The organism is Bradyrhizobium frederickii, from assembly GCF_004570865.1.
In the GTDB taxonomy this organism is placed as follows: Bacteria; Pseudomonadota; Alphaproteobacteria; order Rhizobiales; family Xanthobacteraceae; genus Bradyrhizobium; species Bradyrhizobium frederickii.
In genome coordinates, this window is record NZ_SPQS01000010.1 from 263,820 (window position 1) to 284,211 (window position 20,392).

The window sequence follows — 20,392 nt, forward strand, 5'->3', positions numbered from 1 at the left end:
CAGATTCCACCGGGAGAAATTTGATGCGCAAGATCCTGACCGTGCTGGCGGCGCTGGCCTCGCTGAGCCTCACCAATTGCGGCTACAACGCGATCCAGAGCGAGGACGAGCAGATCAAGTCCGCCTGGTCCGAGGTCGTGAACCAGTATCAGCGCCGCGCCGACCTCGTGCCCAATCTCGTCAACTCGGTGAAGGGCTTTGCGCAGCAGGAGAAGGACGTGCTGCTCGGCGTCACCAATGCGCGCGCCAAGGTCGGCAGCATCCAGGCGACGCCCGAGGTGCTGAACGATCCGGCCGCCTTCCAGAAGTTCCAGGCAGCCCAAGGCGAACTCTCCAGCGCGCTGTCGCGACTTCTGGTCGTGACCGAAAACTATCCGCAGCTGAAGTCCGACGCCCTGTTCAAGGATTTGATGTCGCAGCTGGAGGGGACCGAGAACCGCATCACGGTAGCGCGCAACCGCTACATCAAGTCGGTGCAGGACTACAACGTCACCATCCGCTCCTTCCCGAGCAACCTCACCGCGATGATGTTCGGCTACAAGGAGAAGCCGAACTTCTCGGTGGAGAACGAGAAAGCGATCTCGACCGCGCCGAAGGTGGATTTCAATCCGGCGCCAGCGCCGTCGAAGTAGCCGCGTTCGACACAGATGCGCGCCCAACCCACCGCTGTCATTCCCCGCGGAAGCGGGGAATCCAGTACGCCGCGGCTTCTCCGTATTTCGCTGGCGTCTCTGGAATACTGGATCGCCCGGTCAAGCCGGGCGATGACAGCGAGGTTGTGGCGGGCTGCTTCGGCCGCATCCTCGCGCATCGTCTTCGTCATCGCACTCCTCCTCGCCCTCGCTTTCCCAGCCTCCGCCGACGTCGCCGTTCCCCAGCTCACCGGCCGCGTGGTCGATCAGACCGGCACGCTCTCCAGCGCCGACATCGCCTCGCTGTCGCAAAAGCTGCAAGACTTCGAGGCGCGCAAGGGCAGCCAGATCGCCGTCCTGATCGTACCGACGACGCAGCCGGAGACGATCGAGCAGTTCTCGATCCGGGTCGCGGACGCCTGGAAGATCGGCCGCAAGAAGGTCGATGACGGCGCGATCCTCGTCGTCGCCAAGAACGACCGCCACTTGCGCATCGAGGTCGGCTACGGCCTCGAGGGCGTGCTCACCGACGTCACCTCGCGCCGCATCATCGACGAGGATATCAGCCCCAAGTTCAGAAGCGGCGATTTTGCCGCGGGCATCGGCGCAGGCGTCGACCGCATGATGCGGGTGATCGACGGCGAGCCGCTGCCGTCCCCCTCGCGCAGCGTCAACTTCGCCCACAATCTGGACGATCTCGCGCCGGTCTTCGCCGTGGCGCTGTTCGCCTCGATCGGCGTCGGCGGGTTCTTCCGCGCCATGCTGGGACGGCTGCTCGGATCATTGGTGACCGGGGGCATCATTGCGGCGGTGACGTGGTTCATCCTCGGCTCCGCAGCGCTCGCCGCCGCCGTCGGCGTCCTCGGCTTCATCGTCGGCTTCATCGCCGATCTGTTTTCGGCGATCACGCCGGGCACCGGCCGCTCGCGCGGCGGCTCGTGGTCGAGCGGCTCGTCGGGAGGCGGCTGGAGCAGCGGCTCGAGCAGCAGCGACAGCGGCAGCTTCAGCGGCGGTGGCGGCAGTTTCGGCGGCGGCGGCGCCTCGGGGAGCTGGTAGCGGTCATGAGCATCAAGCGCATTGCCAGACATCTCGTGCAGCATCATTGGCGGGCAAAGCAGATCTTTCCGCCAGACGTCCTCGCCCGCATCGAGCAGGCGATCAAGCGCGGCGAAGCCACCCATTCCGGCCAGGTCCGCTTCGTGGTCGAGGGCGCGCTCGACGGCGTGCCGCTGTTCCGCAACCAGCCGGCCCGAGCGCGGGCGCTCGACGTGTTCTCGCTCCTGCGCATCTGGGACACCGCGCACAACAACGGCGTCCTGATCTATCTCCTGCTCGCCGATCGCGACGTCGAGATCATCGCCGATCGCGGCATCGACGCGAAGGTGGGCGCGGCGGGCTGGGAGAGCATCTGCCGCGCCATGGAGGCGGAGTTCGCCTCCGGCCAGTTCGAGCGCGGCGTCATCGGAGGCATCGAAGCGGTGTCGCGCGAATTGGCGCGGCATTTCCCGCCGCAGGCCTCGCATGCGAACGAGCTGCCGGATGCGCCGGTCGTGATGTGACGAACCGTGATGTGAGTGAGGGGCGGGCACTGCCTGCTCCGTCATTGCGAGGAGCCCTTGCGACGAAGCAATCCAGACTTCTTCCGCGGAGGGATTCTGGATTGCTTCGCTGCGCTCGCAATGACGACGTGGAGGTGGCGCGCTCAAGTCTCTCACCGTCACCCTGAGGTGCTCGCCACTTCGGCGAGCCTCGAAGGGCGACGGCCCGGCTGTAGCAGCTCGTTCATCCTTCGAGGCTCCCGGCGCGGTGCTGCGCACCGCGCCACTCGCGCCTCAGGATGACGGGTGAGACACGCGCGTCGTGTCGTCATTCCGCCGCCGTTCATTTTGCCCCGATTACAATTTGTTTCATGCCCGCCACACCGGTTCCATCTTCCCGGCCCAATTCGGCCCCGGATAACTTCCTAAAATTTCGGTAAGCGGGTCCCAAGGTAAGGATCTCGCAAGCAATGAAAGTTACCAAAAGGTCAATCCAGAGCGGAGTATTTGAACCGTGAGCGAACCAATGGCTGAGCAGGCTGCCCAGGATAAGAGCGTCGTCGATGCCGGGACGACCGCGCCGCAGGCTGTCGAGGCTGCCGGGATCGACGCCCCTTCGATCGCCCCCGACCACGAGGCGCCGCCCAAGCCGGATCCGGTCGAGCCGCCAAAGATCGAAGCGTCAAGGATCGAGCTGCCGAAGGTCGAAGCCAAAGCCGAGACCAAGCCCGAGCCGAAGCCCGGCAAGCTCATCGTCATGGCGCCCTCGGAGCGGTCGTGGAATGGCTCTTGGGACCGCGAGGATTTTGCCCCGCATGTGAAGGCGGACGAGCCGCGCGAGGCCGCCGGCAAGCGGCGCCTGTCGGCAATGGCCGCGGTGGTGGCGATCGCAGCAGGTGTCGGCGCGATCAGCGGCGCGCTCGCAACGGCCGGTATGATGCATTTCGCAAGCCCCGCCCAGGCGCCGGTGCAGGTCACTGACACCAGCGCGCTCGATGCTTCGGTCGCGCGGATCGATGCCGACCTCGTCGCGCTCAAGGCCAATGTCGAGCAGGGCTCGAAGACGGGCCTCAGCCAGTTCAATCGCGCCAACGACCGCCTCGACAAGCTCGAGAAGGCGCAGGCCGAGCCGCTCGCCAGGATCGCAAAGCTGTCGGAGGCCGTCGACAAGCTCCGCGTCACGTCGTCCGCCGCGTCCGCGCAGGCTGCCGCAGCTCCGGCGCCCGCGAAGGATATCACCGGCTCGGTCACGCCGACCCAGGTTGCGACCGCCGCTGCTGCACCGGCCCCGGTGGCAGCCGCCCCCAAGCCCGAGGTCGGCCGTCTGCCGACGATCGAAGGCTGGCGGCTGCGCAACGCCGCCAATGGCGGCGCGCTGATCGAGGGCCGCGACGGCCTCTACGAGGTCTATCCCGGCGACCCCATCCCCGGCGTCGGCCGCGTCGATGCGATCCGCCGCCAGGACGGCCGCTGGGTGGTCGTCACCAGCAAGGGGCTGATCGTCGCGCGCTGAGCATTCGATATTCGACTTTCGAAGAGGCGCTTCACCAGCATGTGAGGCGCCTTTTTGCTTGAATAGGCATCCCGGCGCGGTGTTACCTAAGGCATGAGCCGCGCGCTGCGAATTGCCATTGCTGTCGTCGTGTTGCTTGGCGGCGCCGCCTCGTCATCAGCCGCGGAGACCGCGCAGCTGATGCGCGGCACGGCAATCGCCGATCCCGATCTGTTGCGCAAGCTCGACGACGGCGACGTCCTCACGATCCCGCGCCTGTTGGCGCCGGCGCGCAAGGCGGACGGTCCGCTGACAACCGACCGGCTGTTCGCATCGCTGCCGCAGCTCAAGGACATTCCTCCCGCGATCGACGCGGAGCTCGAGCGCTACATTGCCCAGCGGAAGGCAGCGTATCCGACCGAGACCATCGGCGTCGGCGAGGGTTTTGACGTGCTGCTGTTCGATCGGGCCAATCTGACGTCGCCCGACACGCGCTTCGTGCTGGCCGGTATCGTCAACCGTATGGACCGCGCCTACGTGTCAGAAGAGTCCTGCGGAGAAATCCGGCTGATCTATCGTCTGGCGCGTTTCGACAGCAGGCCCGATGGCGGCAAGGTCGCGACGCGGTTGCCGATGACGTTCAATCTCATAATGAAGGCGAGGGATGCGTCGCGGACGGACGGGAACGGCAAGCCGATCAGCTGCGCCGAAATCGCGCGGCGCTGGCTCGACAATGGCAACTGGCAGGAGCTGATCGGCGGCCGCGACGATTCCATGCTCGAGCGCATCGAGACCAACATCCAGATCTCCGTCGCGCCGAAATCGGCGCTGCACGATTTCCGCTCCGACTATTTGCTCAAGGTGTTCAAGTACGACGCCGCGACGAAGACGTTCGCGGAAGCGGTGCTGGAGAACCAGATCGATCGCGACCGCGTCCTCGCCGACGATGCGCTCCGGCGCGATTTCAGGGATTGGCTGCTCGCACCCGAGAATCTGCGCGAATTCGATCGCGGCACGGTGCTGATCCCGGAAAGATTCCTGGCCAAGGCTGCGGTGGTGGCGACGCCCGCCGGCCTCGACGCTTCCGCGCTGCAGCCCGAGTTCGGCATGTTGCAAGGAGAAGAAGGAGGCGAGGGCAGCGGCGCCCCGGTCTTCACCGATGACGACGTGGTCGGCGCGCTGAAGCAGGCCGCCGCGCGCGGAGACATGCAGAACATCCGCTCGGTCGCGGGCTTCCAGCGTCGTCTCAACGACGTCACCTGCTCAGGATGCCACCAGACCCGCGGCATCGGCGGCTTCCATTTCCCTGGCGTCGACTGGCTCGCCGACAAGCCGTCCAACGCGGCCATCGTGCCGGCCTCGCCGCATTTCGTCGGTGACCAGCTGCGTCGCCGCGATATCCTGACCGCCTTCGCCACGGGCAAACGTCCTGATTTCTCACGCGGATTTGCCAGCCGGCCGCAGACCCGCGGCAGCCGCGAGCTCGCCGGAAGCGAGTATCAGGACGGCTGGGGCGCGCATTGTTCCCTGCGGGATGCGGGATCGGGAACGCCAGACAAGAGTTTTACGTCATGGAACTGTGCTAACGGTCTCACCTGTCAGGCCGCCGCGGCCTCGCGCCGCATCGGCATGTGCTTCATCAAGACGCGTTAGCCAACAAGCGATTTGGATGATTCATGACGGATACGGGCAACGCCAACAAGGCGCGCAATCGCGAGATCGCGCAGAACGAAGAAGCCAAGCAGGTCGCCGGCAGCGCCCGCATCAGCATCTCGGCGATCGCGATGGCCGTCATCGTCGGCGGCATCCTGTTCACGCTCGGCTGGCTGTCGCTGCGGTAAGCCGCGCTTCCTTCGTCATGCCCGGGCTTGTCCCGGGCATCCACGTTCTCGTATCCGCGTCCAAGATCGTGGATGGCCGGGACAAGCCCGGCCATGACGGCGCTGAAGCTTGGCGCTGGCCCCCTCATTTCGCGTAGTTCGTCATCCGCTTGCCCGGCAGCAATTCATAGGCCGGCTTCCAGCCGGGCAGCGCGGCCATGCGGCCGAGCCAGGCGTGGATGGCGGGATGGCTCGTGGCGAAGTCAAAACCGTGCTCGTCGCTCGGATAATGCAGATAGGCCATCATCGAGATGTCGGCGACCGTCGGCCTTGCGCCGATCGCGAAGTCGTTGTGCCGGAGATGCCCGTCGAGAATGCCGAGGAAGTCCTCGAGCCGGCGGCGAAAATGCTTCAGCACCTGGGGATCGTTCTTCTCGGTGAAGGCGCGCATGAAGCGATAGGTCGCCATGTAGCCGGTGAGCTTGTGGTTGTCCCAGAACAGCCAGCGCAGCAGCTCGAACTTTTCCTGCTCCGTCTCCGCGCCGAAGCGGCCGTACTGCTCGGCGAGTTTCAGCAGGAGCGGCGCGGTCTGTGTCATCTTCACGCCGTCGATTTCGAGCACGGGAATCTCGCCCATCTCGTTGACCGCCTTACGCCATTCCGTCGTGCGCGTGACGCCGCCGGCAAAATCGGTCCAGACCGGCTCGAACCTCTCGCCGCACAGCGTCAGCATCAGCGCGAGCTTGTAGCTGTTGCCGGATTCCGGGAAGTAGTGCAGGCGGTAGCTGGGCATGGAACCTCGCGACGTTGATGTCTTGCCGATGATTATACCGAGATGGTCCTGCGCCGTCATTGCGAGCGCAGCGAAGCAATCCAGCAATGCATCCGCGGTGGGGTTCTGGATTGCTTCGCTGCGCTCGCAATGACGGGGTGTAGAGACGAGCTATCTCCCCGCTGTCGTCCCGGACAAGCGGAGCGCAGATCCGGAACGACAGCGGAACGTGTCGCGCCGCCTTACCCGACAGCTCCCGACCCCCGCAGCTGCTTGATCGCCGCCTCGTCGTATCCCGCCCCGCGCAAAATCTCGTCACTGTGCTCGCCGACGGCGGGCGGCTTGCGCGGCTGCACCTTCTTGGCGCCGTCGATCCAGATCGGGCTGCTGATGGTGAGCATGGTGTCGTTCTCGAACGGCACCAGCACCTCGTTGTCGAGCATCTGCTTGTCGTTCGGGATGTCGTCGAGAATGGCGACGACACCGAACACGAGGCCGTTGCCGTCGAGGATCCTGCGCCATTCGGCGAGATCCCTGGTGGCAAAGGTCTCGTCCAGAATCTTGATCAGCTCGATCGAGCGGGCGTGGCGGTCGGCCTTGGTGGCGAAGCGCGGGTCGGCGATCAGGTCCTCGCGCCCCAGGCACTTGGCCAGCGTCGGAAACTGCTTCTCCTCGCTCAGCAGTGACAGGATCAGCCAGCGGCCGTCCTTGCACTGGTAGTGGTTGGCGACCGCGTTGAGCGCGCGCTCGCGCGGGCGCCGCTCGCCGAACTTGGCGCCGCAGAGTTTTGCCTGCGCCAGCACGCTCGCGGCCCATACCCCGTTCGCCATCAGATTGGAGGCGACATGCGAGCCCTTGCCGGTCTTCTCGCGCTGATACAGCGCGGTGACGATGGCACCGTAGAACGCCATGGCGCAGGGATGGTCGCCCATGCCGGCGACCGAGCGGGCCGGCGTGGTATCGGTGTCGGCGCGCACCAGGTCCATCAGGCCGGAGCGCGCCCAATAGGCGTTGCTGTCGAAGCCGGGCTTGTTGGCCTCCTCGCCCTTCTCGCCATAGCCGGTGAAGGAGGCGTAGATCAGCCGGTCGTTGAGATGGGCGAGATGGTCATAGGTGATGCCGAGCTTGGCGCGCACCGGCGGCGGCATGTTGGTGATGAAGACGTCGGCCTCTTCCACCAGTCTGTAGAGCACCGCCTGCGCCTCCGGCTTGGCGAGGTCGAGCGCGATGCTCTTCTTGTTGCGTGCCTCCAGCAGCCAGGCGAAATTGTGCTCGCCCGTGGGATAGCCCGGCAGGTTGGGCAGATTGCGGTAGGGATCCCCGGCGCCGGGCGGCTCGATCTTGACGACGTCGGCGCCGAAATCCGACAGCACGGTCGCGGCCGCGGGCGCTGCGATGAAGCTCGCGCAGTCCAGAACTTTCAGGCCGGCAAAAATGCCCTTATCCATCGCAGCGTCGCTCCCTCGCTTCAGTCGTTTCCCGCGCGCTGGAATTGGCACGGGCGCATTCATGGGAGCATTAGACCGATGTTTCCGCGGGATGCAACGGCGCCCGGCGCAGGGCCCATTGCGGCAGTCGGCGCGCGTCCGCCACGGACCCGAACCCATCTCCCGTCACCCTGAGGTGGCCGCTTCTTCAGCGGCCCTCGAAGGGCGACGGCCCGGCTGCATCGGGGCCGCTATCCTTCGAGGCTCCCGGCGCGATGCGTGGCATCGCGCCACTCGCACCTCAGGATGACGGAACTGCTATCGTGCGCTGATAAAAGCCGGAAGCCGTCTCACTCCTCACCCGCAAGCAACGCAGCATTGCCACCTGCCGCAGCCGTGTTGATGGTCACGGTCTGCTCGGCGGCGAAGCGCGCGAGGTAGTGCGGGCCGCCGGCCTTGGGGCCGGTTCCGGAGAGGCCGTTGCCGCCGAACGGCTGCACGCCGACCACGGCGCCGATCATGTTGCGGTTGACGTAGACGTTGCCGATCTGGGCGCGGTCGATGATGGCTTCGATCGTGTCGTCGATGCGGGAGTGGATGCCGAGGGTGAGTCCATAGCCGGTACGCTCGATGGCCTGCAACACGCGCGCGAGAGTCTCGGCGCGATAGCGCACGACATGCAGGATCGGGCCGAAGACCTCCTCGGTGAGCTGGCCGGCGTCCCTGAGCTCGAAGATGTGCGGCGCGACGAAGCAGCCCTCCGGTGCGTCGCCGGCAAAGTGCAGTCGCGCCTCGCGCTTCATCCGCGCGATATGCGCATCGAGGCGCTGCTTGGCCTCGAGGTCGATCACCGGGCCGACATGGGTCGCGACATCGGAGGGATCGCCGATCTTCAGTTCGCGCGCGGCGCCCGCGATCATCTCGATCATGCGGTCGGCGACGTCCTCCTGCACGAACAAGAGCCGCAGCGCCGAGCAGCGCTGGCCGGCGGAACGGAACGCGGAGGTGACGACGTCGTCGGCGACCTGCTCGGGCAGCGCGGTGGCGTCCGCGATCATGGCGTTGATGCCGCCGGTCTCGGCGATCAGCGGCACGATCGGCCCGTCCTTGGCGGCGAGCGTCCGGTTGATCAGGCGTGCGACCTCGGTCGAGCCGGTGAAGACGACGCCGGCGATGCCAGGATACGCCGTCAGCATCGCGCCGATCTTGCCGTCGCCGGTGACGAGATGCAGCGCGCTTCTGGGGATGCCGGCCTCGTGCAGCAGGGCGACGGCTTCGCGCGCGATGCGCGGCGTCTGCTCGGCCGGCTTTGCCACCACGCTGTTGCCGGCCATCAGCGCGGCCGTGACCTGACCCAGGAAGATCGCCAGCGGGAAATTCCATGGCGAGATCGCGACGAAGACGCCGCGACCGCGCATTGCGAGCGCATTGCTCTCGCCGGTCGGGCCGGGCATCGCGGTATCAGCGCCGAACAGCTTGCGGCCTTGCGCGGCATAATAGCGGCAGAAATCCGCAGCTTCGCGCAGCTCCGAGAGCGCATCGTCGAGCGTCTTGCCGCCCTCGGCTTGCAGAAGCGCGATGAAGCGGGCGCTGCGGCTCTCCAGCAGATGCGCCGCCTGCTCCAATGCCGCCGCGCGCGTACCTGCCGGCGTCCGGCTCCAGGCGGCAAAGCCCGCAACCGCCACGGCGAGTGCCGCATTGGTCTGATCCGGCGTGGCATCGGCGATGGGCTTGAGGTCCACAGCTTCGGCCTTCACGTCGGCCAGCAATTGCTCGAGCGCGAGGCGCGCGCCGAATTCGACGCCGCGCGAATTGCGCCGCTCCGGCGCGAACAGATCGCCAGGCAACGGAATCCTGGAATGGGCCGCCGCTTGCGGCCGGACAATGGCATCCGCCGGCCGCTGCAGCAGCGCCGTAACAGGCACGCGATAATCGGCAGCCTGCGCCACGAAGGAGGAATTGGCGCCGTTCTCCAGCAGTCGCCGTACCAGATAGGCCAGCAGGTCGCGATGGCTGCCGACCGGCGCATAGGTGCGGTAGGCGATGTCAGGCTGGTCCTTGGCGAGCTGCTCGTACAGCGCCTCGCCCATGCCGTGCAGGCGCTGGAACTCGAAGCCGCCGCCGCTTGCGGCAAGCTCCAGCACGGTCGCGACCGTCAGCGCGTTGTGGGTGGCGAATTGCGGGAAGATGCGCGGCCGCAAGGCCAGCAGCTTCGTCGCGCAGGCAACGTAGTTCAGGTCCGTCATCGCCTTGCGCGTGAACACGGGATAGCCGTCGAGCCCGCGCTCCTGCGCGCGCTTGATCTCGGTGTCCCAATAGGCGCCCTTGACGAGGCGCACCATCAGCTTGCGGTCATGCGCGCGCGCGAGTGCATCGACATAGTCGATCACGGCGCCGGCGCGTTTCTGATAGGCCTGGATCGCAAGGCCAAATCCGTCCCAGCCTTTGAGCGAGGGATCGGCGAGCGTTGCTGCGATCACGTCGAGCGACAGCTCCAGCCGGTCGGCTTCCTCGGCATCGACGGTGAAGTTGAGGTCATGGGCCTTGGCGCGCTGCGCCAGATCGAGCAGCAGCGGCACCAGCTCGGCCATCACCCGCGCGCGGCTGATCGCCTCGAAGCGCGGATGCAGTGCCGAGAGCTTGACCGAGATACCGGGCCGGTCGGGCAGGGAATGAGTGCCCGCCGCCTTGCCGATGGTCTCGATCGCGCTGGCATAGGCATCGAAATAGCGCTTCGCATCGGCCGCCGTGCGCGCGCCTTCGCCGAGCATGTCGAAGGAATAGCGCGGCTTCTGGCCGGAGCGCGGCTGAGCCCGCTCCAGCGCCTGCTCGATGGTCTCGCCCAGCACGAAATGGTTGCCCATCAGCCGCATCGCCTGGCGCGTCGCGGTGCGTACCGCCGGCGCGCCCAGTCGCTTGACGAGGCGGCCGATGGTGCCGTCCGGCGTCTCGCCGGGCTGGATCACCCGCGCCGACAGGCCGAGTGCCCAGGCCGAGGCGTTGACCAGGAAGGCCGTGGACTTGGTCTCGTGGTGGATGAAGTCACCCTCGCCGAGCTTGTCCTCGATGAACTGGTCGGCGGTGCGGGCGTCCGGCACGCGCAGCAGCGCCTCGGCCAGCACCATCAGCGCGAGGCCCTCCTTGGTCGAGAGCGCGAACTCCCGCAGCATGTCCTCGACCCCACCGAGCCGGTCGTCGCGCTTGCGGATCGCCTCGATCAGCCGGGTCGCGGTACGGTCGATCCGTGCCTCCTGCGGCGGACTGAGATGCGACGCCGGTAACAGCTGCGCGGCGAGCTCGGCATCGTCGGGCGCGTAGGGGGCGCTAAAGGGAGGCGGGATGTTCGGCATGGCGTGTCCTGTGGCTGAATTCAGGATAATGCCCGCGCGACCGTAGTTCGATAGACAATCTAGCTCATTTGCCTTAGAAAATGAAGATTGGTAGGCAACTGACCTCAGAAGTTATGGAATTAGATCGCATTGACCGGAGAATCCTCTCGATTTTGCAGGAGGATGGCCGGATCGCCAATGTCGAGCTCGCCGAGCGCATCGGGCTGTCGCCGACCTCGATCGGCGAGCGGCTGAAGCGCCTGCAACGCGAGGGCGTCGTCGAGGGCTACGGCGCGCGGCTCAACCCGCATCGGCTCGGCCTTGGCCTTCTGGTGTTCGTCGAAGTGCTGCTCGACAAGACCACGCCCGACAATTTCGAGCGGTTTGCGCGCGCGGTGAAGCTCGCGCCCGAGGTGCTGGAGTGTCACATGGTTGCCGGCGGCTTCGACTATCTTGTGAAGGCGCGGCTTGCGGACATGTCCGCCTATCGACGCTTCCTCGGCGAGACCCTGCTGTCGATGCCGGGCGTGCGCGAGACGCGGACCTATGCGGTGATGGAGGAGATCAAGCGCGACGCACCTTTGCCGGTGGGCTGACGAAATGTCGTCGCGATTGTCATTGCTGCGGCGTCGAACAAGCGGTCTTCGCAGGAAAAAATAGCTATCCTCGTGCAATCGCAACGCCTGTCGTCGAATGCACTGGCCGTCTTCTGAAATTTTTTTGGCCCGCTCCCGGAAGGTGATCCGGGAGGCAGCAAAGGCTAGCGGGCTTATACTTTGAGGTTCTCTGCGGAAGTCTTGCCCCGGTTTGCGATCTCTTCGTATTCCACCGTCTGTCCCTCGTTCAGGGTCGACAGACCGGCCTTCTGCACTGCCGAGATATGCACGAACACATCCTTGCCGCCCGACGCAGGCTGGATAAATCCATAACCCTTCGTCGGGTTGAACCACTTGACCGTACCTTTAGCCATCACGACTTCTCCGCGGGTCTTCCTCCGAAATCTCCGAACCGCCAGTCCCCGCCAACCGGCCGGTTCGGTCCTAACAGGATACGCGGAATGTGGCGGGCTTGGTAGCTCAAACCACATCGGCATTTTGCCGAATTCCGCTCAACTTCGCGGCGCTTTTGCCGGTTTTGCCCGTTTCGCGGTCAATTGGCTGAAGAGCCGCGCGCCGTCAGTCAATACGTCGCGGCCAGGTAATCGACGATCTTGCCGATATCTGCATCGTCGATCGGTGCGCCATAGACCTTGATCATCTTGGTCACCTCGGCCTGCCAGAAGCCTTTCCTGTCCTTCATCGGCGGCTGCGTCTTGATGTAGTCGGCCGAGTGGCAGGCGCTGCAATTGCCCTTGACGACCTCGAGGCCGGGGCCCGGCTTGAACGCGGCGACCTCATCAGGGGTCTTGTAGTTGACCGGGGCGGCAAGTGCCGAACCCATCGCGGCGGCAAGGCCGAGCGAGACGACGAGGAGAACGGTGCGCTGCATGATCATTCTCCCTCAGGCGGCCGTCACGCGGACGGTCTCGACCACGTTGCGCAAATAACCCGCCGGGTTCCAGCGCGGCGTGTCCGGCTGCGTCTCGCCGCCATGTCCGGTGGCGCGGACCTTGAGTTCATGGCTGCCCGCCGCGAGCTTCACCGGCAGCTTCCATTCGCGGAAGGCGTATTTGCCGAGATCCTTGCCGAGCTTGGCGTTCACCCAGCTCTTGCCGCCGTTGGTGGAGACCTGGACCTCCCTGATGCCCTTGCCGCCGTCAAAGGCGATGCCGCGCAGGGTCACAGCTCCCGCCTTCAGCTTGGCGCCGTCAGGCACGCTGGTGATGAAGGAGCGGATGGTGAAGCGGTTGATCGGGATGGTCGCTTTCGGCGCGGTGCCGGGCTCGACCGCGTTGTTCGGTGTATCCGGAATGCGATAGGCCGACTTCATCCAGAAGCCGTCATAGACATTGTCGATGACGGTGATCTCGTTGAGGTGCTTGACCCAGTAGGTGCCGTAATAGCCGGGCACGATCAGGCGCAGCGGGAAGCCGTTGAGGAACGGCAGATCCTCGCCGTTCATGCCGTAGGCCAGCATGACCTCGCCGTCATTGGCGTGATCGACGTCGAGCGCCTTGACGAAGTCAGGCGTCTTGTCGCTGACCGGCCCGTCCATGCCGTTGAATGTGACCTGCTTGGCGCCGCTCTGCACGCCGGCCATCTCCAGCACGGCTTTCAGCGGCACGCCGCGCCAGCGCGCACAGCCCATGGCGCCGTTGGCGAGCTGGCCGCCGGCGACGCGCGGCTCGAAGAAGCCGCGGCTGTTGCCGGAACATTGCGCGACGGCGACAATCTCCGTCGCCTTCATCTTCCGGATGTCCTTCAGCGAAAGTTTGAGCGGCTTGTCGACCTTGCCCTTGACCTCCAGCGTGAATTTGTCGGGATCGAGATCGTAGGGCAGGTCGGAGAGGTGATAGCGCACGAAGAACGCGTTGTTCGGCGTGATCGGACCGTCGTTGAAGACCGCAAACGGCGTCTCGAGCTGCGGCGGCCGGCTGGTTAGGCCGATCATCGGCCGCTTCTGCGGGTATTTCACCAGCGGCCGTTCGCCATTGGCGAACGGGAGCGTGACGGTGTCGAGGGCCAATGCTCTCGTGGCATTCAGTGTGGCCGCAAGAGCGGTCAAGCCCGCTCCCTTGAGCAGGTCGCGTCGATCGAACATCCTCGTCTCCTCCCGGAGCTTTCTTCTGTCAGCGGTCATCACCGCGGACCCGCGCTCATCTGTTGCAACGATCTGGGTGATGTCAATTGGTGCTTTCGCAGCAAGCCCATGCCGCTGTGTTGCAGCGGGCCGGTGTTTACGCGGCGATTAGATTGAGCCCAAGCTGTAGCCGCGACGGTGGTGCACCACCTCTCCCGCTTGCGGGAGAGGTCGGCACGAAGTGCCGGGTGAGGGCTTTCTCCTCTAGAGGACTGTCTCATTGCGGAGACACCCTCTCCCCAACCCTCCCCCGCAAGCGGGGGAGGGAGCGCAGCGCCTCCGGACTCACACCTTACGCCGCGACGCGCTCGCTGCGATCGACCAATGCCGCCAGCTCCCGCGCATCCGCCACCACCCGCACCGCCATCGGCTCGTCGCGGCCGCGGATCGCGACCTCCTGGTGCGGCAAGGCATCGTCGGCGAGGCCCGCGCTACGGCGGATCTCGTCCGAGACGATCGCCTCGCAGGCCAGCGTCTTGGTCATGTCCTGGAGGCGGGCGGCGACGTTGACGGCATCGCCCAGCGCCGTGAAGACGATGTGATCGCGATAGCCGATGTCGCCGATGATGACCTCGCCGCCGTGAATGCCGATGCCGAAGCGGATCGGCTGGCGAAGATCATGGCTCAAGAGCTGATTCAGTTCGTCGATCTGCGTGGCGATGCCGCTTGCCGCCTTCAGCGCCTGCCGGCAGGCGGTTTGCGGATCGGCCGTCAGTCCGAACAGCGCCAGCATGCCGTCGCCGACGAACTGGTTGGGCTGGCCGCCATTCTCGATGACGGCCTGCGACACCGCGCCGAGGAAGCGGTTGACGATGAACACGGTGTCGAACGGCAGCCGCTTCTCGGCGAGCTGCGTCGAGCCGCGCATGTCCACGAACAGGCTGACGAGATAGCGCTCCTGGCCGATGCTCGCCGGCGCGGAGGCATGCGCTGTCGCCGCCGACGTCTGCGGGGTGAAGAGTTGGAAGAAGGAGAGGTCGGACGTCGGCCGCAACTGGCAGGCCAGCCTGATCGAGGGATCGTTGGTGCCGACGCGGGTCAGCACGAAGGCCTCGCGCTGCGACGGCTCGGGCAGGGCGGCATGATCGCCGATGATCCGGATGCGGCAGGTCGAGCAGCGGGCGCGGCCGCCGCAGACGCTGGCATGCGGCAGATTGTGGCGCAGGCTCGCTTCCAGCACGGAGAGGCCCTTGGGGACCCGCACCGTCTTGCCGCTGCCGTAGGACAGCGCGATCATGCCGCCGCGCCGCTCGCGCCATGCGCGCACGCCGCGCGCCGCCAGCGCCAGGCCCAGCAGCCCGAAATAGGCGATGGTGAAGCCGCCGGTGATGCGATCGAGCGTCGCGGCCTCGGCCGTGGTGCCGACCTGGCGTCGGGTGAGATTCTGCACGCGCCACTCCCTGTCATCGGCTTCGAGCGCAACGTTGCGGCCGCCCTGGTAGATGCCGAGCAGCGACAGCGTCGGGATCAGCACGGCGGCGGCGAGCAGATAGGGCGCGGCGCGCGTGAAGAACGGTTTGAGGCGCAGCCAGAAATAGATGCCGATGCAGCCGTGGATCCAGGCGATCACGAGCAGGATCGTCATCTGCCAGAGCCGGCCGGGCGCGGCGACGAAGAACAGATAGAGCTCCTGCGGGTAGAGCTTTTGGTGATCGTACAGCGTGTAGCCGAGCCGCACCCCGACCACGTGCCCCATGACCAATGCGGGGATGCTCAGGCCCAGCGCGAGCTGGAGCGGCTCGATCGTCCGCCAGCGGAACTGGCGGCGCTGATACAGCGCGTAGATGCCGAGCCCCAAATGGGTGAGCGCGGCGGTGTAGAACACGATCGTAACGGGCAGGAACTGCCAGAACAGGGTGTGGTAGTAGACCCCGGCCTCCATGGCCTCGACCGAGATGTTGCCGAGCGCATGGTTGAGGAAATGACTGATCACATAGCAGAACAGGATCACGCCGCAGACGAGCCGCACCTGCCGCACGCTGGTCGCGCGGACGAGCTCGGACATCTGTGCAGCAGCGGTGGCCATGATTCGGTTGTATCAGTTCACGAAGGAGAACAGCCAGCCTAGCGGTTAATTCCGGGGGTGGACAGGTTCGGGATCACATGCCTGGGAGGGAGCCCCACACACCGCCGTCGTCCCGGACAAGCGCCCCCAGAAATCGTAGGGTGGGCAAAGGCGCAAAGCGCCGTGCCCACCGAGTCTATCCGTTTATGCACGGCGTGGGCACGCTGCGCTTTGCCCACCCTACGGCGTCCGCGTCGGGGCTGGATCGCCGCTGCCCATCCCCGCATTGACTCCCCCTCCGAGGTTGGCGAAAAGCGCGGCCGTGACGATCGCTCCCGATATCCCCGTGAAGCCCGGCGGCTCCGAACGCCGTCCCATCCTTGTTGCCGTGCTCGTCATCGCCGCGATGACGCTGCTCCGCATCGTCTACGCTTCCGCGATCGAGCTGCGCACCGACGAGGCCTATTACTGGACCTGGTCCAAGGAGGGCGCGCTCAGCTTCCTCGACCATCCCCCGGGGATCGCCTGGCTGATCCGCCTCAGTACTGCGATCTTCGGCGACACGCCGCTCGGTGTCCGCTTCGGCGGCATCGTCGCGATGCTGCTGACGCAGCTGTTGCTGGCCGACATCGTCCGCCGCCTCACCCACGATGCGCGCGCGGTGATGTTCGCGGTGCTGATGCCGGAGGCCGCGCTCTATTACGGCCTGCTGATGGCCAAGGTCGCGCCCGACGTCGCCATGATCCCATTTGCGGTGGCGATGATGTGGTCGCTGGTGCGGCTGTCACAGAGCGGCGACGGACGCTGGTGGCTGGCGGCCGGCCTGTTCGCCGGCCTCTCGATGCTGTCGAAATTCACCGCGATCATGTTCGCGCCGGCAGTCGCCGCCTTTCTGCTGGTGCCGGATTGGCGCTGGCGCTGGTTGCGCAGCCCCTATCCTTATCTCGCCGTGCTGGTTGCCACCCTCGTGTTCTCGCCGGTGCTGATCTGGAACGTGCAGCACGATTGGGCCTCGTTCCGCTTCCAGGGCGTGCGGGCGACCGCCAATTACGGCATCTCGCTGCGTACCATCGGCGATTACATCGGCCTGCAATTCGGCCTGGTCGGCTTCGTCATGCTGCCGGTGGTGCTGACCGGACTGGTGCTGACGGCGTGGCGCGGCTATCGCACGCGCGAGCCGGTCGCGATCCTGTTGTCGAGCGCGGTGCTGGTGCCGTTCCTGTATTTCCTGGCGAAGTCGACCACGCTCCGGGTCGGCGACACCTGGCCGATGTTCATGTGGCCGGTCGGCTTCGCCGCTGCCGCCGTGAACCTCGTGGCGATGATGAAGGAGGATTGGTCGGCGCGCATGCTGAGATCGTCGCTGTTCTGGGCCAGGACAGCCGTGGTCTCCGGCATCGCCTTCGTCGTCATCGTGTTCCTCTATTACGTCGCCGCGCCCTGGAATCTGCTCGGCAGGATCGATCCGATCGGCGCCGAGGCGGGCTATGAGCAGGTCGCCGCGCGCGCCCAGGCTGCACTGGACGAGACCGGCGCGACCTGGATCGCCACCACGGATTATCGCACCTACGCCATGATGCGCTGGCTTTTCCGTGGGCGCGTGCCCGTCATCGAGATCAACGAACGCGGCCGCTTCCAGGATTTTGCCGATCCCGGCATGGACCGGATCAGGGGCCACGCCGGCATCTATGTCGGCCGCGAGCCGGACAACCGTTCGTCGCTGTGGCAGAACATTCCGGCGAAACGCGAACAGCTCGGTCAGGTCGAACGCCGCTGGCGCGGCCTCGTGATGGATACCTACGCGATTGAAAAGCTCTCCGGCTGGACCCCGGAGCTGTCACCGCCGAAGGACTCGCCGCTGTTTCAGTGGAAGGTGCTGGCCCTCTTCTCCCTCTCCCCGCTTGCGGGGAGAGGGTTGGGGTGAGGGGGAGTCTCCGCGGGGACGGTGATAGTTGGACTCGCGGAGAGTCCCCCTCACCCGGATCGCATCTTCGATGCGCTCCGGCCTCTCCCCGCGAGCGGGGAGAGGCGAAAAGAGCCGCTACTCCTCGCCATCCTTCTTCCGCAGCAGATCCGTCGCGAGGTCCGACAGCTTCGGCGGCGGCAAGGCCGCGAAGGGCAGCGGGCGCGTGACGTCGATCGCGGCGAGACCGAGCCGCGCCGTCAGCAGACCATTCAGCACGCCTTCGCCGAGCCGCTGCGACAGCTTCGCCGCAATGCCGTGGCCGAGCATCTGCTGCACCAGGCTGTCGCTCGCGGCCATGCCGCCGGTGATGGCAAGATGGGTGATGACGTGGCGCAGCAGGCGGATCATGCCGAGCGCGCCGGGGCGGCCGCCATAGAGAAAAGCGAGCTGGCGGATCAGGCGCAGCGCAGCGACGAACACGAACAGCACGTCGATCGCGGCGCGCGGGCTCACCGCAGTCACGATCGACACCTTCTGCGCGGCGGACGACACCAGCCGCCGCGCCTCCGCATCAAGCGGTGACATCAACTCGCGCTCGGCGAGCCGGATCATGTCGGCGCCGTCGATGATCTCGCCGGCGTGGCTCTCCAGCGTCGCGCGGGCGCGGGCGAGCTGCGGGTTCTGGTGCGCGATCTTGAGCAGGTCCTGCACGATCACGCGGCTCTCCTTGCGGTCGTCGCTGGCAAGGACGGCGGCTGCGCGCTGATGCAGTTGCTCGATCGTGGCAAGACGCGCGAGGCCAAACGCTTCGCGTCCGATCACCACGGCAAGCGCCAGCGCGGTGACGGAGGCGAAAGCGAGGCCGACAAAGCCGAGCGTTTCGCTGCGTGCGAACAAATCTTCGATCAGATGGACCACGCCGAGCCCGGTGCCGAGCAGCGTCAGCCCGGCAAGCCCTGACCAGAACAGCGTGCCCCAGGGAAAGCCGCGCCGCGCCGGCCGCGCCGCCTCGATCGGCACCGGCAGCGCCTGCGGATCATGCTCCGGCGTGATCTGGATGGTGGCACGGCCAAGCCGTGCCGTCTCGTCGGCTTCGGTGACGACGACGCCGGGATCGTCGAGCCGGAACGTCGCCGGCCGCCGTGGCTTCGATCGGTCGTTCATGCGAGCTTGTCTCCGATCAGGAACTGCAGGGCGCGGTCGAGGCGGATGTGTGGCAGCGTCGGCGGCTCGGTGCCGTCGCGCTCGAGTGTTGGCGGGCGGAAACGCAGGAAGCGGAAATCGCTTCTCTCGGCAGCCTCGGTCGCGAGGCCGCGGAACGCATCGCGGCCGTTGAACAGCGGTTCGGGATCCAGCGGCAGGTCACCCGGAAAGGTCGCCACTTCCGTGTTGCCGTCGAAGAACTCGCCGCCGGCGCTCTCGCCGGCGGCCGGCGTTCCCAGGATCGACGGCAATTTGTCGCGGCCGCGCGCGACCTGCGCTTCTGTCGTGGCGCGCACGGCGGCCAGCGCCACCACGTCGATGGAAGCGCCGGTACTTTCCGCGCGCGCAACGGCGCCCGAGACGGCGCGGCGCAGCACGGCCTCGAGCCGGTCGTGGCTGGAATGATGCAGATGGTCCGCCTTGGTCGCCGCGAACAGGATGCGGTCGATGCGCGGCCGGAACAGGCTGGACAGCAGGGTGCTGCGGCCGATGTTGAAGCAATCGAGAATGCCGGCGAGCGCGGCTTCGAGATCGTGCAGCGCCTCGGGACCGGAGTTGAACGCGGCGAGCGCGTCGGCCAGCACGATCTGGCGATCGAGCCGGGCAAAATGATCGCGGAAGAACGGCCGCACCACGACGTCCTTGTAGGCCTCATAGCGGCGCACCATCATCGCCCATAGCGATCCCTCGCCCGCGTGCCCGCCGATGGGCACCTCGAGCGGCGCGAAGGTCAACGCCGGGGAGCCCGCGAGATTGCCGGGCATCAGGAAGCGGCCTGGCGGCAGCAGGCTCATCGCGAAGCGCTCGTCGCGGCAGGCGCGCAAATAGTCAGTGAAGAGCTTCGCAGCGGCGAGCGTTGCCTGCTCATCCTCGCGCGCCTCGGGCTTGAGCGTCGCGAGATGGGCGTGCCATTCGCCGGCGAGATGCGCGCGCGGCGCCTCGCGCGACAGGGCCAGGCTCTCCGCCGACCATTGCTCGAAACTCTTCTGCAGCAGCGGCAGGTCGAGCAGCCATTCGCCGGGATAGTCGACGATGTCGAGCGTCAGCGTGCGATCGGCGCCGTTCGGGCGCTGATAGTCGATGACGAGCCTGAGCTCGCTGATGTCGACGGTCGAATTCGGCCAGCGCCGTTCCTCGACCAACGCGCGCAGATGGCTCTCATAGGCAAAGCGCGGCACGGCATCGTCGGGCTGCGGCGCCAGATGCGCCCGCGCGATCCGGCCCGAGGCATAGGCGTCGAACACCGGAAACCGGCCGCCGCGGGTGAGGCCGTGGATCAGCGCGGTGATGAACACGGTCTTGCCGGCCCGCGACAGGCCGGTAACGCCTAACCGCACCGTCGGATTGAAGAAGTGCTCGCCATAGTCGATCAGCGCCTGCGCAGACAGCCGCGCCTCTTCGACCATATCCTGGAAGCTGAATGCCATATGAACGTTAGAGGATCCGGGGCGGGAGGAATGTGCGGCCGATCACAAAAGTGGCAATTGCGTGGGGAAAATCAAGCTCCATACTTCCACCGCCTTTGTCGG

At 66.2% G+C, this 20,392-nt stretch carries 17 protein-coding genes; 8 read left to right on the forward strand and 9 right to left on the reverse strand.

The features are described 5' to 3' along the window. Positions 1 to 23: 23 nt before the first annotated feature. The 6 genes from E4K64_RS19685 to E4K64_RS40415 all read left to right on the forward strand — a co-directional run bounded on the left by E4K64_RS19685 (position 24) and on the right by E4K64_RS40415 (position 5,503). Positions 24 to 632: a LemA family protein gene (locus E4K64_RS19685; RefSeq protein WP_061878947.1), complete on the forward strand. Its 609-nt coding sequence runs from the start codon at positions 24 to 26 to the stop codon at positions 630 to 632. 132 nt (positions 633 to 764) lie between these two features. Then, the gene (locus tag E4K64_RS19690; RefSeq protein ID WP_167772127.1) at positions 765 to 1,688 is read left to right on the forward strand and encodes a TPM domain-containing protein; all 924 of its coding nucleotides are present in this window, start codon (positions 765 to 767) and stop codon (positions 1,686 to 1,688) included. Positions 1,689 to 1,693: 5 nt separating this feature from the next. Next, a complete protein-coding gene (locus tag E4K64_RS19695) occupies positions 1,694 to 2,191 on the forward strand; it encodes a TPM domain-containing protein (protein WP_135164995.1) in 498 nt (165 codons plus the stop codon). Between the two features lie 505 nt (positions 2,192 to 2,696). Continuing rightward, positions 2,697 to 3,683, forward strand: coding sequence for a hypothetical protein (locus E4K64_RS19705; protein ID WP_167772128.1), 987 nt, complete (start codon positions 2,697 to 2,699; stop codon positions 3,681 to 3,683). A gap of 93 nt (positions 3,684 to 3,776) precedes the next feature. After that, positions 3,777 to 5,315, forward strand: a complete 1,539-nt coding sequence (locus E4K64_RS19710; protein ID WP_135164998.1) for a hypothetical protein — start codon at positions 3,777 to 3,779, stop codon at positions 5,313 to 5,315. A 23-nt stretch (positions 5,316 to 5,338) separates the two neighbouring features. Next, positions 5,339 to 5,503, forward strand: coding sequence for a hypothetical protein (locus tag E4K64_RS40415; RefSeq protein WP_167772129.1), 165 nt, complete (start codon positions 5,339 to 5,341; stop codon positions 5,501 to 5,503). Positions 5,504 to 5,627: 124 nt separating this feature from the next. Here the strand turns inward: E4K64_RS40415 and E4K64_RS19720 are convergent, their stop codons facing one another. The 3 genes from E4K64_RS19720 to putA all read right to left on the reverse strand — a co-directional run bounded on the left by E4K64_RS19720 (position 5,628) and on the right by putA (position 11,031). Further along, on the reverse strand, positions 5,628 to 6,275 hold the full coding sequence (locus tag E4K64_RS19720) for a glutathione S-transferase family protein (RefSeq protein ID WP_135165000.1): 648 nt from the start codon (positions 6,273 to 6,275) through the stop codon (positions 5,628 to 5,630). Between the two features lie 221 nt (positions 6,276 to 6,496). Next, positions 6,497 to 7,702, reverse strand: coding sequence for a CaiB/BaiF CoA transferase family protein (locus E4K64_RS19725; RefSeq protein ID WP_135165001.1), 1,206 nt, complete (start codon positions 7,700 to 7,702; stop codon positions 6,497 to 6,499). A 329-nt stretch (positions 7,703 to 8,031) separates the two neighbouring features. Continuing rightward, entirely contained in the window at positions 8,032 to 11,031 is a 3,000-nt protein-coding gene (gene putA / locus E4K64_RS19730; protein ID WP_135165002.1) for a bifunctional proline dehydrogenase/L-glutamate gamma-semialdehyde dehydrogenase PutA, read from the reverse strand. A 113-nt stretch (positions 11,032 to 11,144) separates the two neighbouring features. Here putA and E4K64_RS19735 point away from each other — a divergent pair, with 113 nt between their 5' ends. After that, a complete protein-coding gene (locus E4K64_RS19735) occupies positions 11,145 to 11,606 on the forward strand; it encodes an Lrp/AsnC ligand binding domain-containing protein (protein ID WP_135165003.1) in 462 nt (153 codons plus the stop codon). 173 nt (positions 11,607 to 11,779) lie between these two features. On the opposite strand, the gene E4K64_RS19740 is transcribed toward E4K64_RS19735, so the two are convergent. From E4K64_RS19740 to E4K64_RS19755, 4 genes are all read right to left on the reverse strand, one after another. Continuing rightward, positions 11,780 to 11,980 (reverse strand): cold-shock protein, encoded by a 201-nt coding sequence (locus E4K64_RS19740; protein ID WP_008563500.1) that lies wholly within the window; start codon positions 11,978 to 11,980, stop codon positions 11,780 to 11,782. Positions 11,981 to 12,189: 209 nt separating this feature from the next. Next, on the reverse strand, positions 12,190 to 12,498 hold the full coding sequence (sorB, locus tag E4K64_RS19745; RefSeq protein WP_167772130.1) for a SorB family sulfite dehydrogenase c-type cytochrome subunit: 309 nt from the start codon (positions 12,496 to 12,498) through the stop codon (positions 12,190 to 12,192). A gap of 12 nt (positions 12,499 to 12,510) precedes the next feature. Beyond that, positions 12,511 to 13,710 carry a SorA family sulfite dehydrogenase catalytic subunit gene (gene sorA, locus E4K64_RS19750; RefSeq protein WP_135165005.1) on the reverse strand — a complete coding sequence of 400 codons (1,200 nt, stop codon included), beginning with the start codon at positions 13,708 to 13,710 and terminating at the stop codon, positions 12,511 to 12,513. Positions 13,711 to 14,041: 331 nt separating this feature from the next. Beyond that, positions 14,042 to 15,775: an adenylate/guanylate cyclase domain-containing protein gene (locus E4K64_RS19755; protein WP_135165006.1), complete on the reverse strand. Its 1,734-nt coding sequence runs from the start codon at positions 15,773 to 15,775 to the stop codon at positions 14,042 to 14,044. A gap of 385 nt (positions 15,776 to 16,160) precedes the next feature. Between E4K64_RS19755 and E4K64_RS19760 the strand changes: the two genes are divergently transcribed. Next, complete coding sequence (locus E4K64_RS19760; RefSeq protein ID WP_235884716.1) at positions 16,161 to 17,678, forward strand: glycosyltransferase family 39 protein; 1,518 nt, start codon at positions 16,161 to 16,163, stop codon at positions 17,676 to 17,678. A gap of 117 nt (positions 17,679 to 17,795) precedes the next feature. On the opposite strand, the gene E4K64_RS19765 is transcribed toward E4K64_RS19760, so the two are convergent. Both E4K64_RS19765 and E4K64_RS19770 read right to left on the reverse strand, forming a co-directional pair. Next, on the reverse strand, positions 17,796 to 18,824 hold the full coding sequence (locus tag E4K64_RS19765; protein WP_135165007.1) for a YcjF family protein: 1,029 nt from the start codon (positions 18,822 to 18,824) through the stop codon (positions 17,796 to 17,798). Next, positions 18,821 to 20,290 carry a YcjX family GTP-binding protein gene (locus E4K64_RS19770; protein WP_135165008.1) on the reverse strand — a complete coding sequence of 490 codons (1,470 nt, stop codon included), beginning with the start codon at positions 20,288 to 20,290 and terminating at the stop codon, positions 18,821 to 18,823. The genes E4K64_RS19765 and E4K64_RS19770 overlap by 4 nt, the downstream gene beginning before the upstream one ends. Positions 20,291 to 20,392: the final 102 nt, after the last annotated feature.

What these genes read in the sequence shown, in the direction of transcription:
- E4K64_RS19685 (WP_061878947.1), top strand. Translation starts at nt 24, where the DNA reads ATGCGCAAGATCCTGACCGTGCTGGCGGCGCTGGCCTCGCTGAGCCTC.
- E4K64_RS19690 (WP_167772127.1), top strand. Translation starts at nt 765, where the DNA reads ATGACAGCGAGGTTGTGGCGGGCTGCTTCGGCCGCATCCTCGCGCATC.
- E4K64_RS19695 (WP_135164995.1), top strand. Translation starts at nt 1,694, where the DNA reads ATGAGCATCAAGCGCATTGCCAGACATCTCGTGCAGCATCATTGGCGG.
- E4K64_RS19705 (WP_167772128.1), top strand. Translation starts at nt 2,697, where the DNA reads ATGGCTGAGCAGGCTGCCCAGGATAAGAGCGTCGTCGATGCCGGGACG.
- E4K64_RS19710 (WP_135164998.1), top strand. Translation starts at nt 3,777, where the DNA reads ATGAGCCGCGCGCTGCGAATTGCCATTGCTGTCGTCGTGTTGCTTGGC.
- E4K64_RS40415 (WP_167772129.1), top strand. Translation starts at nt 5,339, where the DNA reads ATGACGGATACGGGCAACGCCAACAAGGCGCGCAATCGCGAGATCGCG.
- E4K64_RS19720 (WP_135165000.1), bottom strand. Translation starts at nt 6,275, where the DNA reads ATGCCCAGCTACCGCCTGCACTACTTCCCGGAATCCGGCAACAGCTAC.
- E4K64_RS19725 (WP_135165001.1), bottom strand. Translation starts at nt 7,702, where the DNA reads ATGGATAAGGGCATTTTTGCCGGCCTGAAAGTTCTGGACTGCGCGAGC.
- putA (WP_135165002.1), bottom strand. Translation starts at nt 11,031, where the DNA reads ATGCCGAACATCCCGCCTCCCTTTAGCGCCCCCTACGCGCCCGACGAT.
- E4K64_RS19735 (WP_135165003.1), top strand. Translation starts at nt 11,145, where the DNA reads ATGGAATTAGATCGCATTGACCGGAGAATCCTCTCGATTTTGCAGGAG.
- E4K64_RS19740 (WP_008563500.1), bottom strand. Translation starts at nt 11,980, where the DNA reads ATGGCTAAAGGTACGGTCAAGTGGTTCAACCCGACGAAGGGTTATGGA.
- sorB (WP_167772130.1), bottom strand. Translation starts at nt 12,498, where the DNA reads ATGCAGCGCACCGTTCTCCTCGTCGTCTCGCTCGGCCTTGCCGCCGCG.
- sorA (WP_135165005.1), bottom strand. Translation starts at nt 13,710, where the DNA reads ATGTTCGATCGACGCGACCTGCTCAAGGGAGCGGGCTTGACCGCTCTT.
- E4K64_RS19755 (WP_135165006.1), bottom strand. Translation starts at nt 15,775, where the DNA reads ATGGCCACCGCTGCTGCACAGATGTCCGAGCTCGTCCGCGCGACCAGC.
- E4K64_RS19760 (WP_235884716.1), top strand. Translation starts at nt 16,161, where the DNA reads ATGACGCTGCTCCGCATCGTCTACGCTTCCGCGATCGAGCTGCGCACC.
- E4K64_RS19765 (WP_135165007.1), bottom strand. Translation starts at nt 18,824, where the DNA reads ATGAACGACCGATCGAAGCCACGGCGGCCGGCGACGTTCCGGCTCGAC.
- E4K64_RS19770 (WP_135165008.1), bottom strand. Translation starts at nt 20,290, where the DNA reads ATGGCATTCAGCTTCCAGGATATGGTCGAAGAGGCGCGGCTGTCTGCG.